The 25,468-nt window shown below is 44.5% G+C and carries 23 protein-coding genes; 19 read left to right on the forward strand and 4 right to left on the reverse strand.

Translation table 11 applies throughout. The features are described 5' to 3' along the window. The first annotated feature begins 1 nt into the window (after position 1). Positions 2-967: a 2-hydroxyacid dehydrogenase gene (locus CSV72_RS11190; RefSeq protein ID WP_099678405.1), complete on the forward strand. Its 966-nt coding sequence runs from the start codon at positions 2-4 to the stop codon at positions 965-967. Positions 968-1,089: 122 nt separating this feature from the next. Here CSV72_RS11190 and CSV72_RS11195 read toward each other — a convergent pair whose 3' ends face one another. Continuing rightward, positions 1,090-1,971, reverse strand: coding sequence for a TetR/AcrR family transcriptional regulator (locus CSV72_RS11195; RefSeq protein WP_099678406.1), 882 nt, complete (start codon positions 1,969-1,971; stop codon positions 1,090-1,092). Positions 1,972-2,147: 176 nt separating this feature from the next. Here CSV72_RS11195 and CSV72_RS11200 point away from each other — a divergent pair, with 176 nt between their 5' ends. The 6 genes from CSV72_RS11200 (at position 2,148) to CSV72_RS11225 (ending at position 10,587) form a co-directional block, all read left to right on the forward strand. Beyond that, positions 2,148-3,650, forward strand: coding sequence for a DHA2 family efflux MFS transporter permease subunit (locus tag CSV72_RS11200; RefSeq protein WP_099678407.1), 1,503 nt, complete (start codon positions 2,148-2,150; stop codon positions 3,648-3,650). Positions 3,651-3,730: 80 nt separating this feature from the next. Beyond that, on the forward strand, positions 3,731-5,584 hold the full coding sequence (locus CSV72_RS11205; protein ID WP_099678408.1) for a tetratricopeptide repeat protein: 1,854 nt from the start codon (positions 3,731-3,733) through the stop codon (positions 5,582-5,584). A gap of 447 nt (positions 5,585-6,031) precedes the next feature. Beyond that, entirely contained in the window at positions 6,032-7,507 is a 1,476-nt protein-coding gene (locus CSV72_RS11210) for an aldehyde dehydrogenase family protein (RefSeq protein ID WP_099678409.1), read from the forward strand. 25 nt (positions 7,508-7,532) lie between these two features. Further along, positions 7,533-8,681 (forward strand): saccharopine dehydrogenase family protein, encoded by a 1,149-nt coding sequence (locus CSV72_RS11215; RefSeq protein ID WP_099678410.1) that lies wholly within the window; start codon positions 7,533-7,535, stop codon positions 8,679-8,681. 78 nt (positions 8,682-8,759) lie between these two features. Continuing rightward, the gene (locus tag CSV72_RS11220) at positions 8,760-9,368 is read left to right on the forward strand and encodes a GNAT family N-acetyltransferase (protein WP_099678411.1); all 609 of its coding nucleotides are present in this window, start codon (positions 8,760-8,762) and stop codon (positions 9,366-9,368) included. A 25-nt stretch (positions 9,369-9,393) separates the two neighbouring features. After that, on the forward strand, positions 9,394-10,587 hold the full coding sequence (locus CSV72_RS11225) for an acyl-CoA dehydrogenase family protein (RefSeq protein WP_099678412.1): 1,194 nt from the start codon (positions 9,394-9,396) through the stop codon (positions 10,585-10,587). Positions 10,588-10,694: 107 nt separating this feature from the next. Here CSV72_RS11225 and CSV72_RS11230 read toward each other — a convergent pair whose 3' ends face one another. Continuing rightward, positions 10,695-11,576 carry an SDR family oxidoreductase gene (locus CSV72_RS11230; protein WP_099678413.1) on the reverse strand — a complete coding sequence of 294 codons (882 nt, stop codon included), beginning with the start codon at positions 11,574-11,576 and terminating at the stop codon, positions 10,695-10,697. A 154-nt stretch (positions 11,577-11,730) separates the two neighbouring features. On the opposite strand from CSV72_RS11230, the gene CSV72_RS11235 reads away from it, so the two are divergent. From CSV72_RS11235 to CSV72_RS11245, 3 genes are all read left to right on the forward strand, one after another. Beyond that, positions 11,731-12,903, forward strand: a complete 1,173-nt coding sequence (locus CSV72_RS11235; RefSeq protein WP_099678414.1) for an aminotransferase class I/II-fold pyridoxal phosphate-dependent enzyme — start codon at positions 11,731-11,733, stop codon at positions 12,901-12,903. A gap of 148 nt (positions 12,904-13,051) precedes the next feature. Then, on the forward strand, positions 13,052-13,630 hold the full coding sequence (locus CSV72_RS11240; protein ID WP_099678415.1) for a hypothetical protein: 579 nt from the start codon (positions 13,052-13,054) through the stop codon (positions 13,628-13,630). Positions 13,631-13,734: 104 nt separating this feature from the next. Further along, complete coding sequence (locus CSV72_RS11245) at positions 13,735-15,864, forward strand: beta-propeller domain-containing protein (RefSeq protein WP_158232200.1); 2,130 nt, start codon at positions 13,735-13,737, stop codon at positions 15,862-15,864. A gap of 35 nt (positions 15,865-15,899) precedes the next feature. Here the strand turns inward: CSV72_RS11245 and CSV72_RS11250 are convergent, their stop codons facing one another. Both CSV72_RS11250 and CSV72_RS11255 read right to left on the reverse strand, forming a co-directional pair. Beyond that, positions 15,900-16,331 carry a methyl-accepting chemotaxis protein gene (locus tag CSV72_RS11250; RefSeq protein ID WP_099678417.1) on the reverse strand — a complete coding sequence of 144 codons (432 nt, stop codon included), beginning with the start codon at positions 16,329-16,331 and terminating at the stop codon, positions 15,900-15,902. A gap of 164 nt (positions 16,332-16,495) precedes the next feature. Then, entirely contained in the window at positions 16,496-18,148 is a 1,653-nt protein-coding gene (locus CSV72_RS11255; RefSeq protein WP_099678418.1) for a sensor domain-containing protein, read from the reverse strand. Between the two features lie 126 nt (positions 18,149-18,274). Here CSV72_RS11255 and CSV72_RS11260 point away from each other — a divergent pair, with 126 nt between their 5' ends. The 9 genes from CSV72_RS11260 (at position 18,275) to CSV72_RS11295 (ending at position 25,431) form a co-directional block, all read left to right on the forward strand. Beyond that, on the forward strand, positions 18,275-19,222 hold the full coding sequence (locus tag CSV72_RS11260) for a DMT family transporter (RefSeq protein ID WP_099678419.1): 948 nt from the start codon (positions 18,275-18,277) through the stop codon (positions 19,220-19,222). 72 nt (positions 19,223-19,294) lie between these two features. Next, positions 19,295-21,013: an ABC transporter ATP-binding protein gene (locus tag CSV72_RS11265; protein WP_099678420.1), complete on the forward strand. Its 1,719-nt coding sequence runs from the start codon at positions 19,295-19,297 to the stop codon at positions 21,011-21,013. Next, a complete protein-coding gene (locus tag CSV72_RS11270) occupies positions 21,010-22,863 on the forward strand; it encodes an ABC transporter ATP-binding protein (RefSeq protein ID WP_369802909.1) in 1,854 nt (617 codons plus the stop codon). The genes CSV72_RS11265 and CSV72_RS11270 overlap by 4 nt, the downstream gene beginning before the upstream one ends. Positions 22,864-23,210: 347 nt before the next feature. Then, positions 23,211-23,588, forward strand: coding sequence for a hypothetical protein (locus CSV72_RS11275; RefSeq protein ID WP_233191245.1), 378 nt, complete (start codon positions 23,211-23,213; stop codon positions 23,586-23,588). 91 nt (positions 23,589-23,679) lie between these two features. After that, entirely contained in the window at positions 23,680-23,889 is a 210-nt protein-coding gene (locus tag CSV72_RS11280; protein WP_099635106.1) for a hypothetical protein, read from the forward strand. A 79-nt stretch (positions 23,890-23,968) separates the two neighbouring features. Next, complete coding sequence (locus CSV72_RS11285; protein ID WP_099678422.1) at positions 23,969-24,181, forward strand: DUF5652 family protein; 213 nt, start codon at positions 23,969-23,971, stop codon at positions 24,179-24,181. Positions 24,182-24,234: 53 nt separating this feature from the next. Continuing rightward, a complete protein-coding gene (locus CSV72_RS11290; protein ID WP_099678423.1) occupies positions 24,235-24,417 on the forward strand; it encodes a hypothetical protein in 183 nt (60 codons plus the stop codon). A gap of 205 nt (positions 24,418-24,622) precedes the next feature. Next, a complete protein-coding gene (locus CSV72_RS16755; RefSeq protein ID WP_158232201.1) occupies positions 24,623-24,781 on the forward strand; it encodes a hypothetical protein in 159 nt (52 codons plus the stop codon). 224 nt (positions 24,782-25,005) lie between these two features. Further along, complete coding sequence (locus tag CSV72_RS11295) at positions 25,006-25,431, forward strand: YhfM domain-containing protein (RefSeq protein ID WP_099678424.1); 426 nt, start codon at positions 25,006-25,008, stop codon at positions 25,429-25,431. The last annotated feature ends 37 nt before the right edge of the window (positions 25,432-25,468 follow it).

The raw sequence follows: 25,468 nt of genomic DNA on the forward strand, positions 1-25,468 counted from the left end.
CATGAAACCAACAGTATATATTTGTCGTGAGATGCCGGAAGAAATGATCGCTCCACTTCGTGTACACTACGAAGTACGTATGTGGCAATCAACGAGTGAAGCAGTTCCTCGTGATGTGTTGTTGAAAGAAGTGGCTGACGCGGATGCACTTTGGACCGTTATCTCCGACCAAATCGATGAAGAAGTGCTCAACGCTGCCCCTAAATTACAATTAATCGTCAATATGGCAGTGGGCTATAATAACATCGATGTGAAAGCAGCCTCGGCACGAAATATTATGGTATCGAATACACCTGATGTGCTGACAGAAACGACGGCAGATTTGGCGTTTGCTTTATTAATGGCTACGGCCCGTGATTTGATTGGTGCAGAGAACACGTTGCGCGAAGGACGTTGGACGTCATGGGAGCCACTTGGTTTTACAGGAACTGATGTATACGGAGCTACTCTTGGTATCGTCGGCATGGGGCGGATCGGTGAAGCGGTGATGAGACGTGCGAAAGGGTTCAATATGGACGTGCTCTATCACAACCGTAACCGCAAGTCTGAAATAGAAGATATGTACGGCAGTCGATATGTTGCGCTTCCAGATTTGCTGGCGTCTTCAGATTTCGTCCTGATTTTGGTACCGTATAGTGAAGAGACGAGAGGGATGATTGGGGCAGAACAGTTGTCTCAGATGAAAGAGACGGGCGTTCTGATCAATGTTGCGCGTGGCGGAATTGTGGATGAAGAAGCATTGTTTGATGCGCTGCGCACGAAGAAGATTCATGCCGCAGGGCTAGATGTGTTTGAGACGGAGCCGGTTCCGCTCGATCATCCGTTGTTGACGTTGCCAAATTTGACGGTGTTGCCGCATATTGGCAGTGCTACCGTGAAGACGCGCAAGGCGATGATGAAGCTGAACGTGGATGCGTTGCTTGCGTTTGCGCTAGGGGAAGAGCCTAATCATCAGGTTCGTATTTAGTAGTGACGTGGGTTCAATACGTAATTCACGCACATTCCCAAACTACTCCCCCTAATCCTCAACAATCGAAAAAGAGACTAGCAAAGTCGTACGGGCTGACTTTGCTAGTCTCTTTTGTGTTGTTATTGGGATTTGTTGATGAACAACCAAATTGCTGCGGATAGTTCGATTGCTTGTAGCTGCAGTTCGGAGCCTTCGAACGCTTGGCGGAATGAGCGGACGACGGATTCTAGTAAATAGAGTCGAGGTTGATCTGCTGATAACTCGTCCAATAAAAATTGGCTGTATAACGTCTTTTGGTTTTCTTCCTCTGGTAACTCTTCGACGAACTTCCGCAAACTCTCAATCAATACTTCGCGTGTCATCGGATAAAACTCTGCGGCCGTTAACATGTCTTCTAATAAGTTCTGCGACAGGAAGCGTGCATCTCGTTTGACGATGTCCGGCACGATGACTTCCATTCGTTGCATGACGAACTCCACTAGTTTCATCGTATCGATTTGCTCTGTAGTGGCACTTTTCCAGACGTTAAGTGCATGTTGGATAAAACCGAAAAGTAACGACGCACAATCATAGGAATAGGGTTTTACTTCTTCACCGTAAACATTGACGAGTCGTTTCGCAATCCATGCGAGTTCTCGAAAATGCATCTGCTTGACGAATTGACGTAGCTCGTCATCAGGCGAATGAACGATAGTTTCAAATAATGGAAGCAAGTTTTGTTGTCGGTTCATCGTCAAACGAATTTCGATTTGTGCAGAAAGAAGGGCAGGGTCTGCAAGATCCTTGCCGATCGCTAGCTCATTTCTTCGTAAGTAACTCATATAATGAGCGTCGCGCAATATCGCCATGAGACATTCGTTTTTAGAAGTGAAGTAATTATAGAACGTTCCCTTTGAAATTTGTGCTGCATCCAAAATATCTTGGATGGATGTTGCGTGAAAGCCTTTGTCAATGAATAGTTGTTTTGCGATAAGCAATACGTGCTTTTTCCGATCGTTCATAAATGATCACCTGTATGTTTGGATTTGTTTTATACTGTGTGTATACCTCATATACTATTCTTAAAACACTGTTATATCAAGCTTTTTAAGCTGCCCGAATTTATTAGTTGTAATAAATGTACTGGCGGTATAAAATATAAATCTGACATATTATTCACATGTTATAGGAGGGTAAAATGGTAGAATCATTAGAAATTAAAAAAATGCATGAGAAGCCACCTTATGGCATCATTGCAATTTTGTTCATTGGTGCGTTTGTTGCGATCTTAAATAATACTTTACTGAATATCGCATTACCAGTCATTATGGAAGAGTTTTCGATTACTCCATCGGCCGTTCAGTGGCTGACGACCGGTTATATGTTGGTCAACGGGATTATGATTCCGGCCAGTGCGTTTTTCATACAGAAGTTTACTAATAGAAGAATCTTCATTACCGCGATGGTGCTCTTCTCGTTAGGGACATTTATCGCCATCATCGCGCCGACTTTCTCTTTATTAGTCGTTGCACGTATGATCCAAGCATCCGGTTCCGCGTTGATGATGCCGCTGTTAATGAATGTTATGTTAACGGCTTTCCCGATCGAAAAGCGGGGGGCGGCACTAGGTATGTTCGGTCTTGTGATGTTCACTGCACCAGCTATCGGACCGACTTTGTCCGGCTGGGTAGTCGAGAATTATTCATGGCGGACGCTGTTTGAAATTGTTCTGCCGATTTCATTGTTGACACTAGCTCTTGCTATTTTCAAACTCAAAAATATTACACCGAACCGTGATGTACGCATCAATTTCTTCTCGTTAGTCTTATCGACTCTCGGTTTCGGTGGTTTGCTGTACGGCTTTAGTTCTGCTGGGGAAAAGGGTTGGAGTTCTCCAATTGTCTATGGCACGATCGCACTCGGTACGGTAGCGCTCGTATTGTTTATACTAAGACAATTACGTATGAAAGAACCGATGCTCGATTTCCGGATTTACAAATACCCGATGTTTGCACTCGCATCCGTCGTATCCATGGTGCTATCTGTAGCAATGTTCTCCGGGATGATTTTGACGCCGTTGTATGTGCAAAATGTGCGAGGTATTTCACCATTAGATGCAGGATTGCTCATGTTGCCAGGTGCGGTTTTAATGGGAATCATGTCGCCGATCACAGGTCGTTTATTTGATAGATACGGTCCGCGGATCCTAGTCTACACGGGACTGATTATCTCCGTGATCGGGACATATTTATTAAGCCAACTGCAGATGGATACAGGTTATTATTATTTAATGGCAGTGTATACATTCCGAATGTTCGGCTTGTCAATGGTCATGATGCCGGTTATGACAAATGGAATGAACTCGTTGCCGATGATCTCGAATCCGCATGGTACGGCAATGAATAACACATTGCAGCAAGTATCAGGTGCGATTGGTTCGGCATTGTTATTGACGCTCATGACCAAACGGTTGGATGTATCAGCAGCTACTCAAGCGAAGGATTTGGCCGCTTCTGGAGTCGATGTATCCACTATGACGGAAGAGATTGGACGTCTGGCGATGCTAGATGGTGTCAATCATGCATTCTTCATTTCCACGGTGATTACATTCGTCGCATTGATCCTATCGTTATTCATTAAACGGGTCATGCCACCGACTTCACCAACTATTAATGAAGTGAAGGAACAGTCTGAAAAGTAAAATAAGAGGTTTCGTATGCTGCTATGCATGCGGAGCTTCTTTTTAGTATGGTATAGTAAAAAGAAAAGGTTGTGTTCGATGTGATAGGGAATAAAGAAAAATGCCCATGCGGAAGCGGGGAAATCGTAGAGAACTGCTGCGGCAAAACAGATATGCCGGGCACAAATATGGTCCAGGAAGAACTGAAGAAAGTATTAAACAGTTATTACGAAACGTCATTGTCTCCTGCCGAGATCCAATCATTAGAAGGGTTATTGAAGGAGTGGTCTGGACGACTCGGTGAGTGGATGGAAGAAGAGGAGCTCGTGACGAATGTCAGCGATTACTACTTCTTCATCGTTCGTAAAGATCTATGGAGACGCCACCTAGTCAAAGCGCTAAACCGTACGCAAAATAGAGCGGTACGAGCTATTTTGAAGAGCTGGCAAAATGCTTTCATTACATTCGCGGAAGTGACAAAGGCTGATAAAGAAGTCTACCATATGAAAGAAATTCTCGGAGAAGGCGAGTATTTATTGGCAAGAGAAGCAGGCGAGCCTGAAGATGTTCGCGCTGTCATTGCCATCGTCTTAGAAGAGATGCGCAATGAAGAGCGCTGGGTCATGCCAATTTCTGCTATTGCGGTGAATAAACATATGAGTGATGAACTACTGACGCGTGTGCAAGAACTAGCTGAAACGAGTGAAGAGAAGAATAGCTTCGATTTCTTTAAGAAGCATCTAGTCGACATTTATGAAGTGGTTTGTAAACTCGATGTTCAGACGTTATCTGACGTAGTCGAGCAAAACTTCACACCATTGCAGCGTGAAGTAGTTGAAATACTAGATGCTCAACTCGAAAAGGAAGAGCTATATCCGGGCGCCTATGAAATGTTACTGTCCTTAATGGCGTACTACTTTACCGATCAAGATCCGAAGTTCCGTAAACCGGAAGTACTCGCTGCGGCCGCGTTCCAATTAGCAGTCGATACGAACATGATGAAGAGTACGTATACGCAAGCGGAAGTAGGTAAACGATTCGGGGTTTCTGTCTCTTCATTCCGAAAGCATACGGATATTCTGCTAGAGAAGATTGAAGACCTTGAGAAGATGATGGAGGAAGGGAAGAAAGATGCCGGGTATCATATCGGTACAAATCCACTTCCGTCTGAGCAAATGAATTGGCAAGTGCATATGTTGACGCAAAAGCATAACTTCGATACGTTTGAAGAAGCGCAGGCGTATATTCAAGAAGCAATCCAGCAACCGTTTGAGCCGGAAAACCAACAACAAGAAGCACAGATGCTTTGTTATATGGCGTACAATGCCGAAACAATCGAACAGCGACATGACTTCGCGGTAGGTGCGTATGGCGCGGATCCGACGAATGTCGATGCGTTGTTGCTTCAGACGGAGCTGACAGATTCGAAGGACGAGCAAGAAAAATTCTTCAAACAAGCTATATTCTCTGGTGAAAAACAGTTTGACAACCGTGCGGAAGATGCGTGGAAGTTCGCACCGAATCGTCCATATTTACGTAGTTTGATGCAGTACGGCGTGTGGCTCTATGAGCAAGACCGTTTTGCTGACGCAAGCGAGATGTTTATACGTCTTCTGTCGCTCGACCTCTTTGATCACCAAAGTGCACGGTACTTGGCGATTTCGTCGTTGATTCATCAAGGAGAAATTGATCAGGCGGCGCGGGTTTTGGAGGCGACTGTAGAAGTTTCCGAAGGCGATGCAGCGTATTGGTATTTGTCTTGGTTGATGGAGATGGCGCGTGCGCAAGGTAAATCTTCGGAGAAAGCTTTGGAGTTGTTTGCTAAGGCGGAGCAGTTGAATCCACATGTGAGTAAGTTGATGGAAATGGCTGTGGATAAGATGAGTTATCCGAAGAGTGCGGCGCTTACGCCGGGTAGTCATGAGGAAGCGCATTATATTTGGTATTTGTTGTAATGAATGTAGGCCGTCATGGCGAGTTGGAGTTTCCGACTTGCTGTGGCGGTTTTTTTGCATTGGCATTGATGAGTGGGTGGGCACCGTTGATCTGCGTTAGGAATTTCATTCAGTCCAGGCTCTCAAAGCGCATGCTACCATCAAGACTCGTTTCCTTCCGCTAAAAATCAACTAGTGTCGTTTTCTTTAGGAGTAAACGCTCATACTTCCACGACATCCGCTCATAAATCTGTATAGGCGCTCTATGATCCCTCTAATGCGCTCTATCAGCCTATTTAACCGCTCTATGAAGTGAGACAAGCGCTCTATGCCTATTACCAATTCTTGCCCATTAAGTTAACTTTTCTTGAATATGTCTAGCTTTAAAGGAATAGGATGATATATTGTCGAACAATTCTAATAGGGACAACTCACGAAAATTATATGGAGTAGAGAGGGGTAGTTTTGATGAAGCTAACTAATTACATCGATGGTGTTTGGCAGGAGGAAGCGGCTAGTTATGCTGCTGTATTGAATCCGGCGAATGGGGAAGAGTTGGCGCAGGTGCCTTTGTCGACGGAGGAAGAGGTGGGGCAGGCGGTGGCTGCGGCGAAGAAGGCGCAGAGGAAGTGGGCTTTGGTGCCAGCGCCTAAGCGTGCGGATTATCTCTATGAAATTGGCCGTATAATGAAAGATAAAAAAGAACATCTAGCGCAAGTGTTGACGAAGGAAATGGGTAAAGTAATAGAAGAGGCCCGTGGTGAGGTGCAAGAAGGAATCGATATGGCGTTTTACATGGCGGGAGAAGGACGACGATTGTTCGGTGAAACAGTGCCATCGGAGTTGCAGGATAAGTTTGCGATGAGCGTTCGTGCACCGATTGGCGTGGTCGGTCTCATTACACCGTGGAATTTCCCGATTGCGATTGCTACGTGGAAGTCGTTTCCGGCGATTGTGGCGGGGAATACATTCATTTGGAAACCAGCGACGGAAACGCCGTTGATGGCGTATGAAATGGCGTTGATTTTTGAAGAAGCTGGCTTGCCGCATGGTGTCGCGAACATCGTCTTCGGTTCCGGCTCAGACGTTGGTACTGCATTGATCGAACATCCCGATGTACGCGTTATCTCGTTTACCGGCTCGACCGAAACAGGTCGACATGTTGCGGAATTAGGTGGTCGTCACTTGAAGAAAATCTCTCTTGAAATGGGTGGCAAGAATGCAGTGATCGTGCTTGAAGATGCAGATATCGAGCTGGCGGTAGAAGGTATTTTATGGAGCGCATTTGGAACGGCAGGGCAGCGCTGCACAGCTTGTAGTCGGGTCATCGTTCATAAAGACGTGAAAGAAGAATTGCAGAAACGTCTACTAGAAAGTATGAAAGGCCTAACAATGGGGGATGGACTAGATGAAACGGTAAAAGTCGGTCCTGTGATTAATGCAAAAGCGCTGGAGAAAATCCAAAGCTATATTGAAATTGGCAAAGAGGAAGGCGCGAATCTAGTAGCAGGTGGACATGTGCTGAATGAAGGTAAATTCGCTACTGGACATTATTTCGAGCCCACATTATTTGCAGATGTCGCATGGGATAGCCGACTCGCGCAGGAAGAAATATTTGGCCCGGTCATTTCATTGATTACAGTTAGCAGTCTGGATGAGGCAATCGAAGTGAATAACAGCGTCGCATACGGCTTGTCCAGTTCCATTTTCTCGCAAGATGTTAATAAAGTATTCCGCGCACAACGCGACCTGGATACGGGCATCGTCTATATTAACGCAGGCACAACGGGCGCTGAAATTCATTTGCCGTTTGGTGGAACGAAAGGTACGGGGAACGGTCATCGGGACTCTGGTGTTGCGGCACTCGACGTCTTTACGGAATGGAAGAGCATTTACATCGATTACAGCGGCAAGTTGCAACGCGCGCAAATCGATACGGAATGAACTCACAGGAAGAAGGGATGAGCAGATGAAAGTTGTTGTATTAGGTGCTGGATTAATGGGAAAAGAAGTCGTTCGTGATTTAGTCAAGCAGGATGAAGTGAAGAAAGTGTATCTCGCGGACCGCGCCATTCGGCAAGCGGAAGATTTCGCCGAAGAACTCATGAATGAAAAACTCGACATTTTATTGCTCGATGCGACGAATGAAGAGCAACTCAGCGATGTGGTCGGGCTTGGGGATATCGTCGTCAACGCACTGTTTTATACATTCAATGAATCAGTCGCCCGCTGTGCGGTAGAACGTGGCGTACACGTTGTCGACTTAGGTGGACATATCGGTGGAGCAACGGAAAAAGTGCTCGCGCTAACTGAACAGGCTGCCGCGAAAGGCGTGACGCTCATTCCTGACCTCGGCGTGGCCCCTGGCATGATTAATATTCTGGCAGGTTATGGTGCGTCGTTACTCGATGAAACTAAGTCAATCAAACTTTATGTAGGCGGAGTTCCGGTCAAACCCGAGCCACCACTAAACTATAATGTCGTCTTTTCATTGGAAGGATTATTCGATCATTACACGGATTCGTCTCGCGTTATGCGATATGGCGAAGTGAAGGAATTGCCTTCATTATCGGAAATCGAAACGCTGGAATTCGATGGCTATGGCGAAATGGAAGCCTTCCATACATCAGGCGGTACGTCGACGATGCTCGAGTCATTTCCTAACATCGAAACACTAGAATACAAGACGATTCGCTACCCTGGCCATGCAGACAAGGTTCAAGTATTAGTGGATCTCGGCTTATTGTCTAGAGAACCCACGATCCGAGTAGATGGTAGACCACTACGTGTGCGCGACGTCATGCTCGCGCATTTGACGCCACAATTACTCCTTGGGGATAAATCGGATGCCGTCTTACTTCGCGTCATTGTGAGCGGTAATAAAGGCGGGCAAGCGCACACGGTGACGTTTAATATGATTACCGAAAAGGATCAGAACACGAATGAAACGGCTATGGCACTCGCAACAGCCAACACCATTTCTGTCGTAGCACAAATGATTGGCAATGGAGTCATCACAAAAAGAGGCGCTTATCCACCGGAAAACATCGTGCCTGGCAAACTGTATATCGCAGAAATGATGAAACGCGGAGTTGTCATAGACGTACAACAGGCCTGATACAGTATATACTGGTAGGAAAGCGTGGATTTAGATCTCAACAGACCATCTCCTCGTATTTCTAAGGAGTGAAGTGAAATGCAAAAACAAACATTAAATACATCACAGATGGGATTACAGCATCTCGCAACGAATCGACGGACGTTGAATAGGTTATTCAAATTCGTGCTAGTAGACTTCGGATTTCTCGACCATATTCCGTTCCCGATTATGCGTAAAGCGCTGAAGAAAAACATCTTGCGTGCAGTCTATTTGACGGACGGCATCAACGTTTACGGCTACGCCATCTATCAAGAAATCCCGAAGTATGGGGGTATTCACGTACTCTACTTGGCAATAGCGCCGGAATTCCGTTCGTATGGCTTAGGCAGCGTCATGCTTCGCCGTCTAGATGCGCTATCACCAGCGGGAATTTTACTCGAAGTGGAAGACCCTGACTTTTCCCGAAATGAAGAAGAGTTATCTATTCGAACGCGACGTATCGCATTTTATGAACGGAATGGACTGACACTGGATAAAACAGTGAAGCTAACCAATTTCAAGCACCCGTTATTATTGATGACAACTTCGGCACTGCCTGCGTTAAACGAGCGTCAGTTCAGGAAGTTTTATCGACAATTGTATAACCGCGTATACCGCATACCAGTAGGACAGATTGCGGTAAACGCTCGCATCGAAAAAGCCTAGTTTCATTGTAAAGGAGGACATAAAGATGGACTTTACATTTACAGATGAACAAAACATGTTGCGAAAGACGGCAAGGCAATTTGTAGATGCGGAAATTATGCCGCATATTGCAAAGTGGGATGCAGAGGGAAGTTTTGACAAAGGAATTTGGAGACGGCTCGCGGATCTTGGATTCATGGGTGTCTGTGTCCCGGAAAAATACGGTGGCAGTGGGATGGACTATAATTCTTTGGCGATTTTATGCGAAGAACTCGAACGTGGAGATACAGCTTTTCGCACCGCAGTTTCCGTCCACATCGGTTTGAATTGTATGACGCTCATGCAGTGGGGGACAGAAGAGCAGAAGCAAAAGTATTTAATGCCGCAAGCAAAAGGTGAGAAAATCGGCGCGTTCGGATTGACGGAACCAGGCGCAGGCTCGGATGTTTCCGCACTTCAGACGACAGCGGTTCGCGACGGCGCTGACTATCTATTGAATGGTCAGAAAACGTGGATTTCACTTTGTGATTCAGCAGACAATTTTCTCGTTTTTGCTTATACGAATAAATCAAAGAAACACCATGGCATTAGTGCATTTATTGTAGAGCGCACGATGCCTGGATTTTCATCGAAGGCAATCAAAGGGAAGTACGGCATTCGTGCAGGTAACACCGGTGAGCTGTTCTTCGAAGACGTTCGCGTACCGGCTGCCAACTTACTAGGTGAAGAAGGCGAAGGGTTCAAGATTGCGATGGCAGCGCTTGATAACGGTCGTTTTACCGTGGCGGCAGGTGCAGTGGGCTTGTTGTATGCCTGTCTTGAATCGAGTGTAGAGTACGCCACAACGCGTGAAACATTCGGTAAGAAAATAGGTGAACACCAACTAGTCCAACAGATGATTGCAAAAATGGAAGCGGGTTATCAGATGAGCCGTCTTCTCGTCTATCGTGCCGGTGAGTTGAAGAATAGTGGTGTTCGGAATACACGTGAGACATCGCTCGCGAAGTGGCAAGCTTGCGATTTTGCCAATCAAGCAGCAGATGACGCCGTGCAGATCCATGGGGCGTATGGCTATTCGGATGAGTATCCGGTTGCTAGGTATTTACGCAATTCGAAGGCGCCTGTTATTTATGAAGGTACGCGAGAAATCCATACGATCATGCAGGCGGAGTATGTGCTTGGAGAGCGTAGCGATAAAAAGTTGAATCGTATGTTGCCTACGTGGCCGTTTGAGGAATGAAAGCGATGCTGTAAGCCAGAGTGAATGGCTTACCGCATCGTTTTTTTTTTTTTTGTGGAGTTCATAATTGTACGGGAATGATGCGGTCACTCTTCATTGATTCCAAATTAAGAGCCGACAAAATCTCCACCATCAACGTGGATCGTCTGCCCAGTCATGTAGCTCGAGTCCTGTGAAGCGAGGAATACATACGCAGGTGAGTTCTCAGCAGGCTGTCCACGGCGTTTCATCGGTGTGTCTGCTCCGTGTTCAGCGACTGTTTTCGCGTCGAACGTAGAAGGGATCAGCGGTGTCCAGATAGGTCCTGGTGCTACCGCGTTCACGCGAATCCCTTTCTCCGATAAATTTAACGCTAATGAACGTGTAAAGCTTGTAATGGCCCCTTTGGTCGCGGAGTAATCAAGCAAACCAGGCGATCCGTTATAAGCTGTAATGGAAGAAGTGTTGATTATGCAGTCGCCTTTTTTCATATGTGCAATGGCTGCTTTGGACATAAAGAACAGACCGAAGAAGTTTGTTTCAAACGTTTCTTTCAACTGTTCTTCGGTAATATCCTCAATGGACTGTTGTGGGAATTGTTTTCCAGCATTGTTGACCAGTATATTGAGTTCACCAAAGTCCTCTATAACTTGACCAATCAGCTGTTTACAGTTTTTGTCGCTGCTAATATCGGTTTGATATCTCTTCGCTTTGCCACCGTATTTCTCAATTAATGCAATCGTTTTATCCGCATCTTCATCTTCTTGATCAGCTAAATACGCGATAGCGACGTTCGCCCCTTCTTTGGCATAGGCAACCGCGACAGCGCGACCAATTCCGCTGTCACCACCTGTGATCAATGCGGTTTTTCCTTTAAGTTTATCGGCACCTTTGAAATTCGGGTCATCATAGATTGGCGCGGGATGCATCTCTTCCTCGACACCGGGCTGTGTAGATTGTGTCTGTCCTGATATATTTTCATCGATCTTTTCGTATGGATTTTTACTCATGTGACATCCTCCTTAGTGCATAGTTACCAAAAGTATTCCCCGATTGCTCATGAACAAACATCCAAACGTTCGGTATAAAATTAACTCAAGCTGTCTTTTCGCGTGTTATAATAAAGTCGTGAAGTACTATATAACAGCTAAGGAGCGTGTCTTCGTGAACTTTCAACCTTCCAAAAAAATGTCCATTTTCTCACCAGCAATCTTCGGTGACTTAAAAGCAGCCGCCGAGGAAAAAAAAGCAACAGGTGCGCAAGTCGTCGATTTGAGTCTTGGTAGCCCGGATCTTCCACCTGACGAGCGTGTACGCCAAGCGTTGTCTCAGCAAAGCGCGTTAGCATCATCTTACGGCTACACACTGGGAGGGACGAAGCGATTCCATGAAGCCGTCGCAAATTATTACAAGCGACGCACAGGTGTCATCATCAATCCCGATACAGAAGTCTTGCAGACAATGGGTTCGCAGGAAGGTCTCGTTCATTTACCTTTCGCGTTCTGTGACGAAGGAGATTACGTCCTGACAACGAATCCTGCCTACGTCGCCTATGACGCAGGAATCAAACTAGCAGGCGCAGTACCGTACTATATGCCATTGCTTGCAGAAAACGGCTTCTTGCCTAATCTGAATGAAGTCCCGGAAGACGTGCTGAAAAAGACCAAACTTCTTATTCTGAACTTACCAGGAAATCCAGTACCGGCAATGCCAAGTGAAGCCTTTTTCGAAGAAGTCGTAGCGTTCGCAAAAAAACATGAAATCATCGTACTGCATGACGCAGCGTATTCGGAATACTATTTCACTGGCGACCGTCCAGCAAGTTTCCTCACAACACCCGGTGCAATGGAAGTCGGTTTGGAAATCAACTCACTATCAAAAAGCTTCAGCTTAGCAGGTGCACGGATCGCATACTTCGTCGGAAATGCAGAAATGATCAAAGTAATACGCGAACTGAAATCCAACCTCGACTATGGAACATTCGGACCGATTCAAGAAGCAGCCATCGTTGCGCTTGATAACGGTGAAGAAATCACGGATCGCCTACGCGCGGAGTTCTCTAAACGCCACCACGCGTTAATGGACGGACTCGCATCACTAGGCTGGGAAACGACCCCATCTGAAGGCGGCATGTTCGTCTGGGCAAAATATCCATACGACATCGACGACATAGAATTCGTCTTCGAAGTCATCAAACAAGCAGGCGTCGTCATGGTACCCGGCAGCATCTTCGGAACTGCAGGGAAAGGTTACGTCCGCCTTGCCCTCGTCCAAAAAGTTGAATTGATCGAGCAAGCAATTGAACAGCTTAGAGAATTATCGTTGGTTCGTGTGTAAATAAGGGCAAGGAAGAGCAGGGTTTTCTGCTCTTCCTTTTTTATAAAGAAGTGGGTCAAAACCAATTCGATAATAGACGTCTTCTGCATACATTGATTTATTACCGTAAAATATTCTTAGAAATTAAATGGAGAGAGGAGGGGGTATGATGACCAACCAAGGAAAAGACGGAGACTACAAGAAAGACAACAGGATTCAACCCCATAGGAAAAAGCAGAGTATTGTGATCTGGAGCGTTGTCGTAATCGCCACAGTAATGTTTCTGCTACTCGTGCTGCCGTTGTTGCAAGAATCAAACACTGGAACTGAAGAGATTGTACCAGCTGTAGGTCTTTATGAAAATTTAGAAGGTTTGCAACTCAAGGTGTTACAAGAAAAAGCGTTAGAAGATGGAAAAATCGAATACTTAATTGAAATAAGTAACGACACCAATAGGGTAATTCACCAGCCTGCATTAACCTTCAGCTTCGATGTAAAACTGAAGAACGGTTGGGCAGAGAACCCCTTCAAGTATTCAATAGATCTTGGATTGCAAATCGAACCGGGACAAAAAGTGAAAGTGCCGCTCGCAGTTGATGTCAGTCTACTTAACCAGGAGAAGATCGATACCGATCACATTATGCTTGAAATGAAAGGCTATCTGGATGAACTGAAGCTTGAGAATTTATTTCATACGGGACAATCCATCAGTTACACGGAAGGCGACAGACAATGGAAGAAGCTATAATCACTCGATAAAAAGAGTGATTATAGCTTTTTTTAATAGCATGTAACGAAATCCAAAGTTTTCAGTCTACTCTAATACATACTAAATAAGAGGAGATGAAAATTATGAATACAGGCAGATGGCTCATTGTATTAGGGGTAGCTGGAACGATTGGATTTCTTGTACTGATCAGCTTCCTGTTTTGGCCGAAAGTAGGCATTACATCTACAAAATCCGTGCTCGCGGGTCAGTCGCTGAATGTCTACTTTACAGATCCAGTGAAGGGGGACTTGGATGCTTCGCTGTTTCATGTGACGAAAAGTAATAAGAAAACTCCGGCCAAGCTTTCGTACGGAAATGGAAAGACGACATTGCAAGTAGGGGAGCTACAACCAGGGGACTATACATTGCATATCCCAGCGAATAGTTTTGGCATATGGAAACGCGCAGCAGACAAAGTGCTTTCATTCACCGTTCTGGAATCTGTACAGCCCGTCACTTCCATTAAAGAAATAGAGAGTTTCTTTGAGCGAGTAGAACCTCAGGGACGCAGTGAAGTCATGGAGGAGTCTTCTTCGGAGGATAAAGCTTCTAGTGGCGGTGTCGATCATTCACAAACCAATCAACAAGTGGCGGGCGTAGATGAAGCGGATACTGTCAAAACAGACGGCGACTTCCTCTACGATGTCCTAAATGGCGAAGGACTTATGATCACAGATATCCGCAATCCAAACGACATGGTCCTTGCCAGCAAGACCGACTTCACCGATGGGTTCTATGCAAACCAACTATATGTAAATCAAGACAAAATCATAGTAATCGGTGGCCAAAATCTAGATGCCCCGACGTCTAATATGGATGTGGAAATTACTGAAGACCGCATAATGCCCACGCAGCAAATGTCGATCATCCGTGTGTACGACGTTACAGACCGCACAAATCCGAAACTTATTCGTGAAACAGGTGCAGAAGGCTACGTCATCGGAACACGTAAAATCGGACAATTTATTTACATGATCACGAATAATCAGCCATTCTTTTGGTATGATCATCCGACTCCGACAGAAGATCAGCTAGTACCAAAAATCTATGATTCTACAGCCAATCAAAAAGTGCAGGCGCTCGCACTCGATAAAATCTCAATTTTGCCAGGCGCGATGGAACCTTCCTACTCTGTCATCACGACACTCGATATTGAGTCCGGTGAAAAGGGCGGAGTGGATACGAAAGCTTATCTTGGCAGCGGTGAACAACTGTACATGTCTGCAAATCATCTGTATCTGACGTCTACAAACTACCAAGACAATCAGCAAAGCACTAGCGAAGTATTCAAATTCAGTCTCGACAAAACCAACGTGCATTTCCTACAAACGGCTCAACTAAAAGGGACTATCTTAAACCAGTTTTCGATGGATGAGCACAACGGCTATTTCCGTACAGTAACAACAGAAGGAAATCTCTGGGATGAACGCAATAAAGCGAAGAACCATTTATTCATCCTCGACGAAAATATGAAACAAGTCGGTTCAGTCGAAAATCTAGCGGTCAATGAACGCATTTATTCCGCACGATTCCTTGGAGACAAAGCATATATGGTAACGTTCCGCGAAACGGATCCACTATTCGTCATGGACGTTGCGAATCCGAATCACCCGAAAGTGCTCGGCGAACTGAAGATTCCGGGATTCAGCAACTACTTGCATCCGCTTGACGAAGGGCATTTAATCGGCTTCGGCTATGAAACAATCGCGAAGAAAAATCCACAAGGCGGCGCGCCCATCATCCAAACAGGCGGCATGAAAATCTCTGTATTCGACGTGACCGATTTTGCGAATCCAAAAGAAACCGCATCTGAAATCATCGGCGGCCAAGGTACCTATTCGTCAGTCCAGCACGATCATCACGCATTGTTCATCCATCCAACTCGCAACTTATTCGGCTTCCCGATTTCAGTGTATGAGCAATCTCAGCGTGAAAACATCCTGGATCTACAAAGCTCCGGCGCAATGATTTACGAAATCACAGCGGAACGCGGTATTGTCAAAACAGCTGATTTAACCAAGCGCATGACAAATGAATACATGGACTGGGAAAAAGAAATCCAACGTCTGTTGTATAGCGGCAATTCGCTCTACACGATTTCCGCAAATGAGGTAAACAGCTACACATTAGACCATTACACACCGCTAGATACGTTAGAAAGAGCTAGCTACACACCGGACAGTGTGCCAGCACGTGAATCGATAGAAAAGTAAGGTTTGGACGCTCACTACGATTAGTGGGCGTTCATTTATTTTGTTAAGTGCTCTATCGTGGTCGAGTTTCGCTCAATGAAGCTGGTTGATCGCTCTATGCTGGTGGCTATCCGCTCAATGAAGCCAGCCAAGCGCTCAATCGCACACGCAATCCGCTCAATGAAGTCAGCCAAGCGCTCAATCGCACACGCAATCCGCTCAATGAAGTCAGCCAAGCGCTCAATCACACACGCAATCCGCTCAATCAAGCCAGCCAAGCGCTCAATCGCACACGCAACCCGCTCAATCAAGCCAGCCAAGCGCTCAATCGCACACGCAACCCGCTCAATCAAGCCAGCCAATCGCTCAATCGCACACGCAATCCGCTCAATGAAGTCAGCCAAGCGCTCAATCGCACACGCAATCCGCTCAATGAAGCCAGCCAATCGCTCAATCGCACACGCAATCCGCTCAATGAAGCCAGCCAAGCACTCTATCAACCCCCACAACCCAATCAAAAAAGGTTGTCTTTTCACCTCCTGTACAGTAAGCTGTAGTCAAACGCACTAAGACCCACCACAACTGAACAAGATAGACAAAAATGGAGCCCTTTCTTTATGAAAGGAGCTCCATCTAATTTGGTGGCGATAGTTTATTTAATTTCAATTTGCTCAGCAGGCATCGGCATTCCGATGAAATGACCTTGCATAGCATCAATGCCCATTTCTTTCAGTAACTCAAATTGCTGTTCACTGCTAACGCCTTCAGCGATCGTATATAAGTTAATCTTTTTGGAAAGTTGGATCAATCCTTCAACCAATTTCTGTGTCTTCGGATTGCTCAACAACGCATCGATAAAGACGCGGTCAATTTTGACACTGGAGATTGGCAAATGTTGTAAGTAGCGCAACGATGCGTATCCAGACCCGAAATCATCTAGAGTGAACTGTAAACCAAGTTTTTGTAGTTCGGACATTTGCGCCAGCACGGATTGTTCTTCTTCTGCTTTAAGCGCGAATTTCTCCGTGAACTCTAGATGCACTTTATTCGCGGGGCAACCCGTTTCATTTAAGATGGAGATTAATCGGTCTTTCCATTGTGGATTCAAAGATTCACGAATGGAAGAGTTGATGGAAATACTCATATCATTACCGGCACGATGCCATTTCGTTACGAACGTCATCGCTTCTTCTGCCACATATGCACCGATTTCTTCAATCAAGCCGTTTTCTTCTGCAATCGGAATCAATTCGTCAGGACTGATGATCCCTAGATCTTCATCCTCCCAACGAACGAGTGCTTCGTAGCAAGTGATTTTCTCGCTCGCCACATCGAATTGGGGCTGATACGCTACATGCAGTGAATTGCGATCTAATGCAGTCAGCATCTTGCGGTCAATTTCCAAACGTCGGTTCAGAATTTTATGGGACTGGGCAGATAGTGAAGCAATCCGTCCGCCACCTTGACTAATGACATCGTCTGCGGCAGTCATCGCGACTTTGTACAATTGCGTGTATGTTTTCTGATCTTCAGGGAAGCGGACAATTCCGCCACTAATGGAAAGAGTTTGAGCATTGTGGCTGAGGTAGATCGGCTGTTGTTTTAAGAAATCATAGAAACCTTGAATATACCAATCACCGAAAGCTGTCAGCACGACAAAGCTATTCGTATCGATACGTGCGATCGGACTGTCCTGGAAGTAGCGCTTTAATCGGTTGGTGAATTCTTGAATCAGCTGCGTCTCAGATTCTTGAGATTGCAGCTCTTTCATAGTGTAGTAATGATCAATCGTCAAATAGACGAATGAAAAATTGGTAGCACTAGCGATGGACTTATTCACTACTTGTTCCAGCTTGTGGCGGCTCATGAGGCCCGTTTCTACATCAATGAAAGCAATTTCACCTAAGCGTTCCTGTAAGCGAATATCTTCTGTAATATCCAGTTCCAAAAAGAACACAGATTGCAGTTCTCCGAAATTGGAAAGGGTAGGGACGGCGAGTGTATTGACAAAGAACGGTTCGCCTAAGCGAGTCATTTTTTCTATTTTACCCACCCATGTTTTTCCGGATAGCAAACAATCCCAAATGGAGTTCGCTATTTCCTGACTTTCGGCTCTGTCCGAAAACATTTGCCAGAATGATTTACCTAAGATGCGCTTGGGAGTCCAACCACTAACAGTTAGGTAGTTTTGGTTGGCATAGGTTATTAGACCTTCGCTGTCCGTATGTGTAACTAATTGGTATTTGTTTAGACTATCGACTAGTGCCTGATGTTCGCTAGTCTCTGGTAATGGAATTGCATGCATAGAGGTACTCCTTTCCAATCTACTATATAACTATTATAAATGAAGTTTCAGTGTTGTCTATGTCTCATATGTGAATTTTATACTATATAAGTAAAAACGCAAGAAATTAGTAAGGGGTGAGAGATCATGTTGCGATTAAAAGGAATTATCATGATTATTATAGGTTCGATGTTATGGGGCGCTACGGGGCCTATGATGGAGTGGATTTTGAACCATAGTGACATGTCCGTTTCGATGATGTTAATCCTACGTTTGACGATCGCTGGTGCCGTTGTTCTATTACTGTTGAAAGCGAAAGGTATACAGGTCGGTCGTCCTATGAGACAGAAGTTGTGGTTGCGCAAAATGGTGATGTTCGGCGTGATCGGAATGCTTGGTGTACAGTTTGGATTCGTCCAAACCATCGCACATAGTGACGCAGTAGTCGCGACATTATTCCAGTTCGTTGCACCAGTCTATATCATCATTTTACTTTCGATCTTACAGAGATCCTTCCCGCCAGGTAGCCAAGTAATCGGTATGGTCGTTGCGTTATCCGGCTTGATCTTACTTTTGACAAATGGTTCATTCTCAAGCATGTCATTGGATACAACCGCAATTGTGTGGGGAGTCATTGTGGGATTCGCCTTCACTTTCTATACGTTATACCCTGTAGTACTTATGGCAGAGTGGGGTGTTTTACTCGTCGTCGGCTGGGGAATGTTCATTGGCGGCATGACTTTATTCATCATCAACTTACCGATGTTCTTTATGAATCTTGGTGCTCTGCTCAACGGCCCGGCGATGGGTATGTTGTTACTCGTCATCATTATGGGAACGCTTGCATTCATCATGTTCTTGCAAAGTATGACGTATATTTCACCCGTTGAAACGAGCGTGCTTTCCAGTTTTGAACCGCTCACGGCAATGATTGTCTCCGTGTTATGGCTCGGTCAGACGATGGGTGTCTGGCAAATTAGTGGCGCGGCGATCATGCTTGTTGGAGTTGTCTGGTTATCTATCGGTGGTAATCGCAAGAAGAAAACCGCACCGTTCCCAGAAACCATTCAAGAGTACGATCATAGCGAAGTATAGCTTTTCACCTGTACACGCTGTATTCCTATATGACATAATGAAGGGAAAGACCGCACGTAAAGGGTGAATCAGATGAAGACGGTTTTCCGCTATGCACTACCTTATAAATGGCCAATGTTTATCGCCACTCTACTTATGTTACTTGAACTATCGGTCGAATTAATTCAACCATTGCTAATCGGTAGAATTATAGATGAAGGAATTATGAAAGAAGACTTGAACACCGTACTGATTTGGGGGAGTGTCATGATGGCACTCGCCTTCGTGGCGCTCTTTTCGGGTGTCGTCAATTCCTATTTCGCTGCACATGCCGCGCAAAGTTTCGGCTATGATCTTAGGCAAGCATTGTTTCAGCGCGTCCAGACGTTTTCGCTTGCGGCATTCCTCCGCTTTCCGACGTCTAGTCTTATTACACGTTTGACTAGTGATGTAACGCTTGCGCAAAACGCGCTCTTTATGGGATTGCGAATTATGGCACGAGCGCCATTAATGGTGCTCGGCAGTCTAATTATGGCATTCGTCGTCAGTCCGAAACTCGCAGTGTTCCTACTGATTGGTGCTCCGTTCCTAGCTGTATTTCTTGTCGTCATGGCACGCAAAGGAGTCCGTTTATTCGGTCTAGTGCAGCACCGTTTGGATGGGGTGAATCAACTCGTACAAGAAAATCTACAAGCGGTTCGTCTCATTAAAGCCTATTTACGAGGTGTTTTTGAAACGGACCGTTTTTCCAAAGCGGCACGTGCCCTGAAAAAGGATAGTGTGCATGCGATGCGCTTAATGGAACTAATTTTGCCAGTGTTACTGTTCATCATGAACGTCAGCTTCATGGTGGTTCTTTGGTTCGGTGCAGATGAAGTCCGCAACTCCAATATGCCTGTCGGAGATATCGTAGCGATCGTTAACTATACGATGCGCATGACAAGTGCCTTCTCGATGTTCTCCTTTTTGATCGTCATCTTCTCGCGTGCAAAAGCGTCTTCCGATCGAATGGAAGAACTGCTAGTTGCCGATGGCGATCTCGAAAAGCTTACAATAGCTGGCGATCGCCACCAAGGCGCAGTTTCTGTTCGTTTTGAGCAGGTCTCATTCCATTATCCAGGAACGACTGAAGAAGTGCTCAAAGACGTGACGTTTGAAGTTCCAGCGGGTGAGAAACTCGTTATTATGGGGGCTACTGGTTCCGGTAAATCGACGATGCTTCAACTACTCCCGCGCATGTTCACAGCGACGGAAGGTACAGTGTGGATAGATGGAAAGAACATAGCAGAATGGCCGCTAGACACATTACGAAACTTGATCGGCTATGTGCCGCAGCAATCGATGCTCTTTACAGGTTCAATCACCGATAATCTGTCATGGGGTAAACCTGATGCCACTGCCAATGAAATCAAAGAGGCCGCTAAAAAAGCACAAATTCATTCGTCTGTCATGGACTTTACAGATGGCTATGAAACACGTGTCGGGCAGCGCGGAGTGAATTTATCTGGCGGTCAGAAACAGCGTCTGTCGATTGCTCGCGCATTAATCCGTAAACCATCCTTACTGATTTTGGATGATAGTACAAGTGCGCTCGACGTCAAAACCGAATCGTCGTTATGGGATGCATTGCAGGAAGAAGACACGACGATGCTGATCGTCACGCAAAAGATTCAAACCGCTCAAATTGCGGATGCGATTTTATTATTATCAGATGGCAAAATCGTGGGCTATGGTACGCATGAAGAGCTACTTCAAACGTCTAGCTTCTATCGGGAAATTGCGGAGTCGCAACAGAATGGGGGAGTGGCATGATGCGAAAACCATTCGGCTATGAACCTATTATCCAGAAAGAAGATTTATCAAAGGTACAGCGGAAAAAGGTTCAAAAAGCAAGCAACTGGCAGTCCGTGCTCTTACGCATTTGGCGTTTGATCGATCAACAACGTGGATTACTGATCACAGTCATGACACTCGTTTTAATCAGTTCAGCCCTAGCGCTAATCGGCCCATTGATGATTGGAAACATGATCGACCATTTCATCATTCCGAAAAAAGTGGACGGACTCAGTATGCAGATTGGCTTATTACTACTCGTATATGCAGGCTTTTCATTGTCTACGTATTTTCAAAACTACTGGATGGTCGGAATCGCACAACAAACGGTTTATCGTCTGCGCACGCAATTATTTGGCCATCTACAGAAGCTGCCCATCCGATTCTTCGATAAACGGCAGCACGGCGAATTGATGAGTCGCGTGACAAATGATATCGAGAATGTCAGCCAGACGCTGAATTCCTCGTTGATTCAAGTGTTCTCAAGTGTACTGACACTAGTCGGTACCGTATCGATTATGCTGTATCTCAGTCCGTTATTGACATTGCTAACCATGATCATCGTGCCTTTAATGTTCATTGCGATGCGCTGGATCACTCGACGTACGGGTATTTTATTTAAAGAACAACAGCGTGCAATCGGTGAATTAAACGGCATGATTGAAGAAACGGTTTCCGGTCAACGAGTCGTCAAAGCGTTCTCACAGGAACAGAATGTCATGGAAGAGTTCGCGCAAAAAAGCGAACGCCTTCGTACAGCAGGTTTCTGGGCGCAGACATATTCAGGTTTCATTCCGAAAGTCATGAACACACTCAATAATATGTCGTTTGCGATCGTCGCAGGGGTAGGCGGACTGTTGGCGGTGACAGGATATGGTGGCGTAACGGTCGGAACGATTGTCATCTTCAGTGAGTACGCACGACAATTTACGCGACCGCTGAACGATTTGGCCAATCAATTCAATACCGTCCTTTCCGCCATTGCAGGAGCGGAAAGAGTGTTTGCCATTATGGACGAGCCTGTGGAGAAAGACGAAGCAACGAAGCAAACCGAAACATTACATGGCGATGTCGAGTTCCGCAATGTGTCGTTTGGCTATGAAGAGGAAACGATTATTAAAAACCTAAGCTTCTGTGTTCAACCAGGTGAAACAGCCGCCTTTGTTGGTGCAACAGGGGCAGGGAAGACGACAATCATGCAACTGCTGTCACGCTTTTATGAAGTAGACAGCGGTCAAATTCTGCTAGACGGCATCCCAATCGACGAACTGCCACGCCATACGGTACGCAGCCAAATGGCCTTCGTCTTGCAAGATCCGTTCTTGTTTGAGGCGACAGTGCGCGAAAACATTCGCTACGGACGACTCGACGCAACGGACGAGGAAGTGGAAGAAGCCGCAAAAAAAGCCAACGCTCACAGCTTCATCTGCAAACTATCGTCGGGCTATGACACGTTGCTAACAGCAGGTGGCGAAGAGATATCACAAGGACAAAAACAACTGTTGTCCATCGCCCGTGCGCTAGTGGCGGATCCGACCTTGCTGTTACTGGACGAAGCGACGAGCAGCATCGATACAGTGACGGAGCTCGCGATACAGGAAGCATTGGAACGTCTCATGGAAGGTCGAACAAGCTTCGTCATCGCCCACCGTTTGAACACGATTAGACAAGCAGACAAAATCTTCGTACTAGCAGACGGCGAGCTACTCGAGTCTGGTAGCCACGAAGAACTGCTGGAACGCAAAGGCGTGTTTTATGGGATGCTGAATAATGAAGAGAAAGTGGAAGGGGGAGGCGTTGATCGCAGCCTTCCACTTACGATTGACTAGTGACGTTTTCTAATGTTGTAGAGTGGAGTTAGAAACCTTACCTATTTGTCTGTGAAATTGAATAAATACAACATGAATGAGCATCGCATTTAGCGGTGCTTTTATTTTTTTGAATAAACTTAATTAGAATATTTTTGGAAATTTATGTATACTTATAATATAGTAACTGAAAGAGTGGAATCAGAAGATCTAAACATCTAAACATAATTACTTGGATTCGCAGTATTTGAAGAAGTGGACACTTTTACACTTTATGGACGTATAAATAGTAGAACTATGATTGTTCAAGAATTGGGACAAAAAGGAGGGTTTTTATGAGAAGGTTCTTTTATTACTTCGGTTGGACAATGGCGATAGGAATTATTATTTATGTAGGTGCTAAATATCAATTCCTGTTGAAACAGGAATACATGAAAAACTATGAAGCGCTAACATTTATTTTGTTTTCATCAATATTTCCTATTGGTATTGGAATACTGCTCAGGTTGCCAAAACTTATAATTGAAATAAAAGAGAATAGACAATGGACCTTTGATTGGGCAAAATTCATGGGCGTAGGGTTGCCATCTCTTGGTGTATTATCTATGTGTGTATTAATCTTTACACCCGCAGGAGAATACTTTATTCCGCTAGTACCAGAAGTCATGTATTCTGGAAACTTCACAATCCAAACAATAGCTGGTGTGGTGTTTGGGTTTATCTTGTTAGATAGTGTAAAGAAATAATGAATTGCATGTAAATTAATGGGTGTCATTGTTGGAGAAGTGTCATGGCTGAAACGGGCCGTTTTGTTAAGTGATTTAGGGGGGGACGACAATGAGCGATAAATCTACTTTAGCCGTCATTTTACTTGCAATACCCATACTTATCGCAGTTTTTATTATTATTAACCCGAATATATTACTCTCGGGAGGCTATGAATTAGCTCTTGATGGGTATGTAATATCAAGAACTTTAATGATTATTTTCGTATTATCATTGCTATTTAAATTAGGTTTGTTTTTAGTCGAGCAAAAAGACAAATAACTTTTTATCAGAATGGGTGGCATTGGCAGCATAGCTTTGTTCCAGGACATGGCGATATTGTTTAAAGGAGGGCGAAAAAATGGAAACTATTTCTCAAGTTTTAAATTACAACAATCCAATTTTTTATTTAATAATTATTTGGTCATTAATTTGGAAAGGGATAGCACTTTGGCATGCAGGTAGTAATAGACAACTAGCATGGTTTATTGTTCTACTGGTAGTCAATACAGTGGGGATTCTAGAAATTATTTATCTCATTTTCTTTAGGGAAAATAAGCGATTAAATAAATAGGCATTGTTCATGAATCTGGGCTATTTGTTATATAGGAATTGGAGAGATGGATAATGGCAAGTCAAGTTTTCGGTATGATTATTCTTTGGATAGCAGGGCTGTTCATTCTGTATCTTGTGATTTTTAAAGCTGTCAAAGATGGTATTAATAGGTCTGTCGTGGGGCAATCTCTCGAAAAAGATTCTGATCAAGGTGGAAGTAAGAAATCCTGGCTTGTTGATGATTTGGATAATTAACGACTAGGCCATTAATTGCAATAGGGGGCAGTTCTTTAACAAGGATTTGCTCCCGTTTCAATAACGGACTAGGTGTTAAATACGAGAGTGGGAAATTTTAATGAAATTGAAAATATCAGCGTTATTATGCTATGTTTTTCTAATGTTAGTTGCTTGCTCAGGGCAGCAAACATAACACTTTAAGCGAGATAGCGGGAATTGGAATGTGGATTATACTATTAATAGTACAGGTGATAATGCTGAATCAGGTGATACTACGATTAAATATATAGGTGAAAATGAAACCCCAAAAGAAATTAACTATGAAATTAATAGTAGTTCAGGATCATCTTCTGGCAATGCGAGTTATGTAATGGAATATTAAAAACATCTGCTTCCGCTTGTTCAGGTTGTGCAGTTACAAAAGAAAATGAAAAACTAGATGTAACTACATATTGGGATGAAAAAACAGGAATTTTTACTTTAAAGAATAAATAATCTTGAGCCTAAGGCTGTTTTTAATGACTTGCTTTGAATATATAACTATTCCGTAATCGGGCCATTTTGTAGCACGAAATTAGCCGATAATTTTAATTGGGAGGGATACTTTTGAAGAAATTTATTTTATCACTTACTTTGTCTTTTTGTGCATTACTTTTAATTGCTTGTCAATCTCAAGACAAGGAAATGACGTTGTTAGATGACGTTTCATCGATTTCCATTTCTGAATCTAATGGCTATGGTGGAATTAATGAAAACTTTAATACAACAATCGGTAAAGATGCGATCATATCAAGGATTGACGATACTTTTAAAAATGCAGAAGGCAGAAAACAGAAAGTTGATGTCGGTACTGAAAAGCCTGATTATGATATTTTAATTCGTTATGAAAATGGAGAAAACCACGGATTACATCTTGTACTAGGGAATACAGGGGAAAAAAGCAGAGTAATGTATGTCGGTAACGAAAACAGCGGTTTTGATATATCACCTGAAGGTACAAAAGTATTAAGAGATGTCTTGGATAACCAATAAATATATACAGCAAACGGGCGCGTTTATGGAACACAAC

It is taken from the genome of Sporosarcina sp. P20a (assembly GCF_002743175.1).
Taxonomy (GTDB): Bacteria; Bacillota; Bacilli; order Bacillales_A; family Planococcaceae; genus Sporosarcina.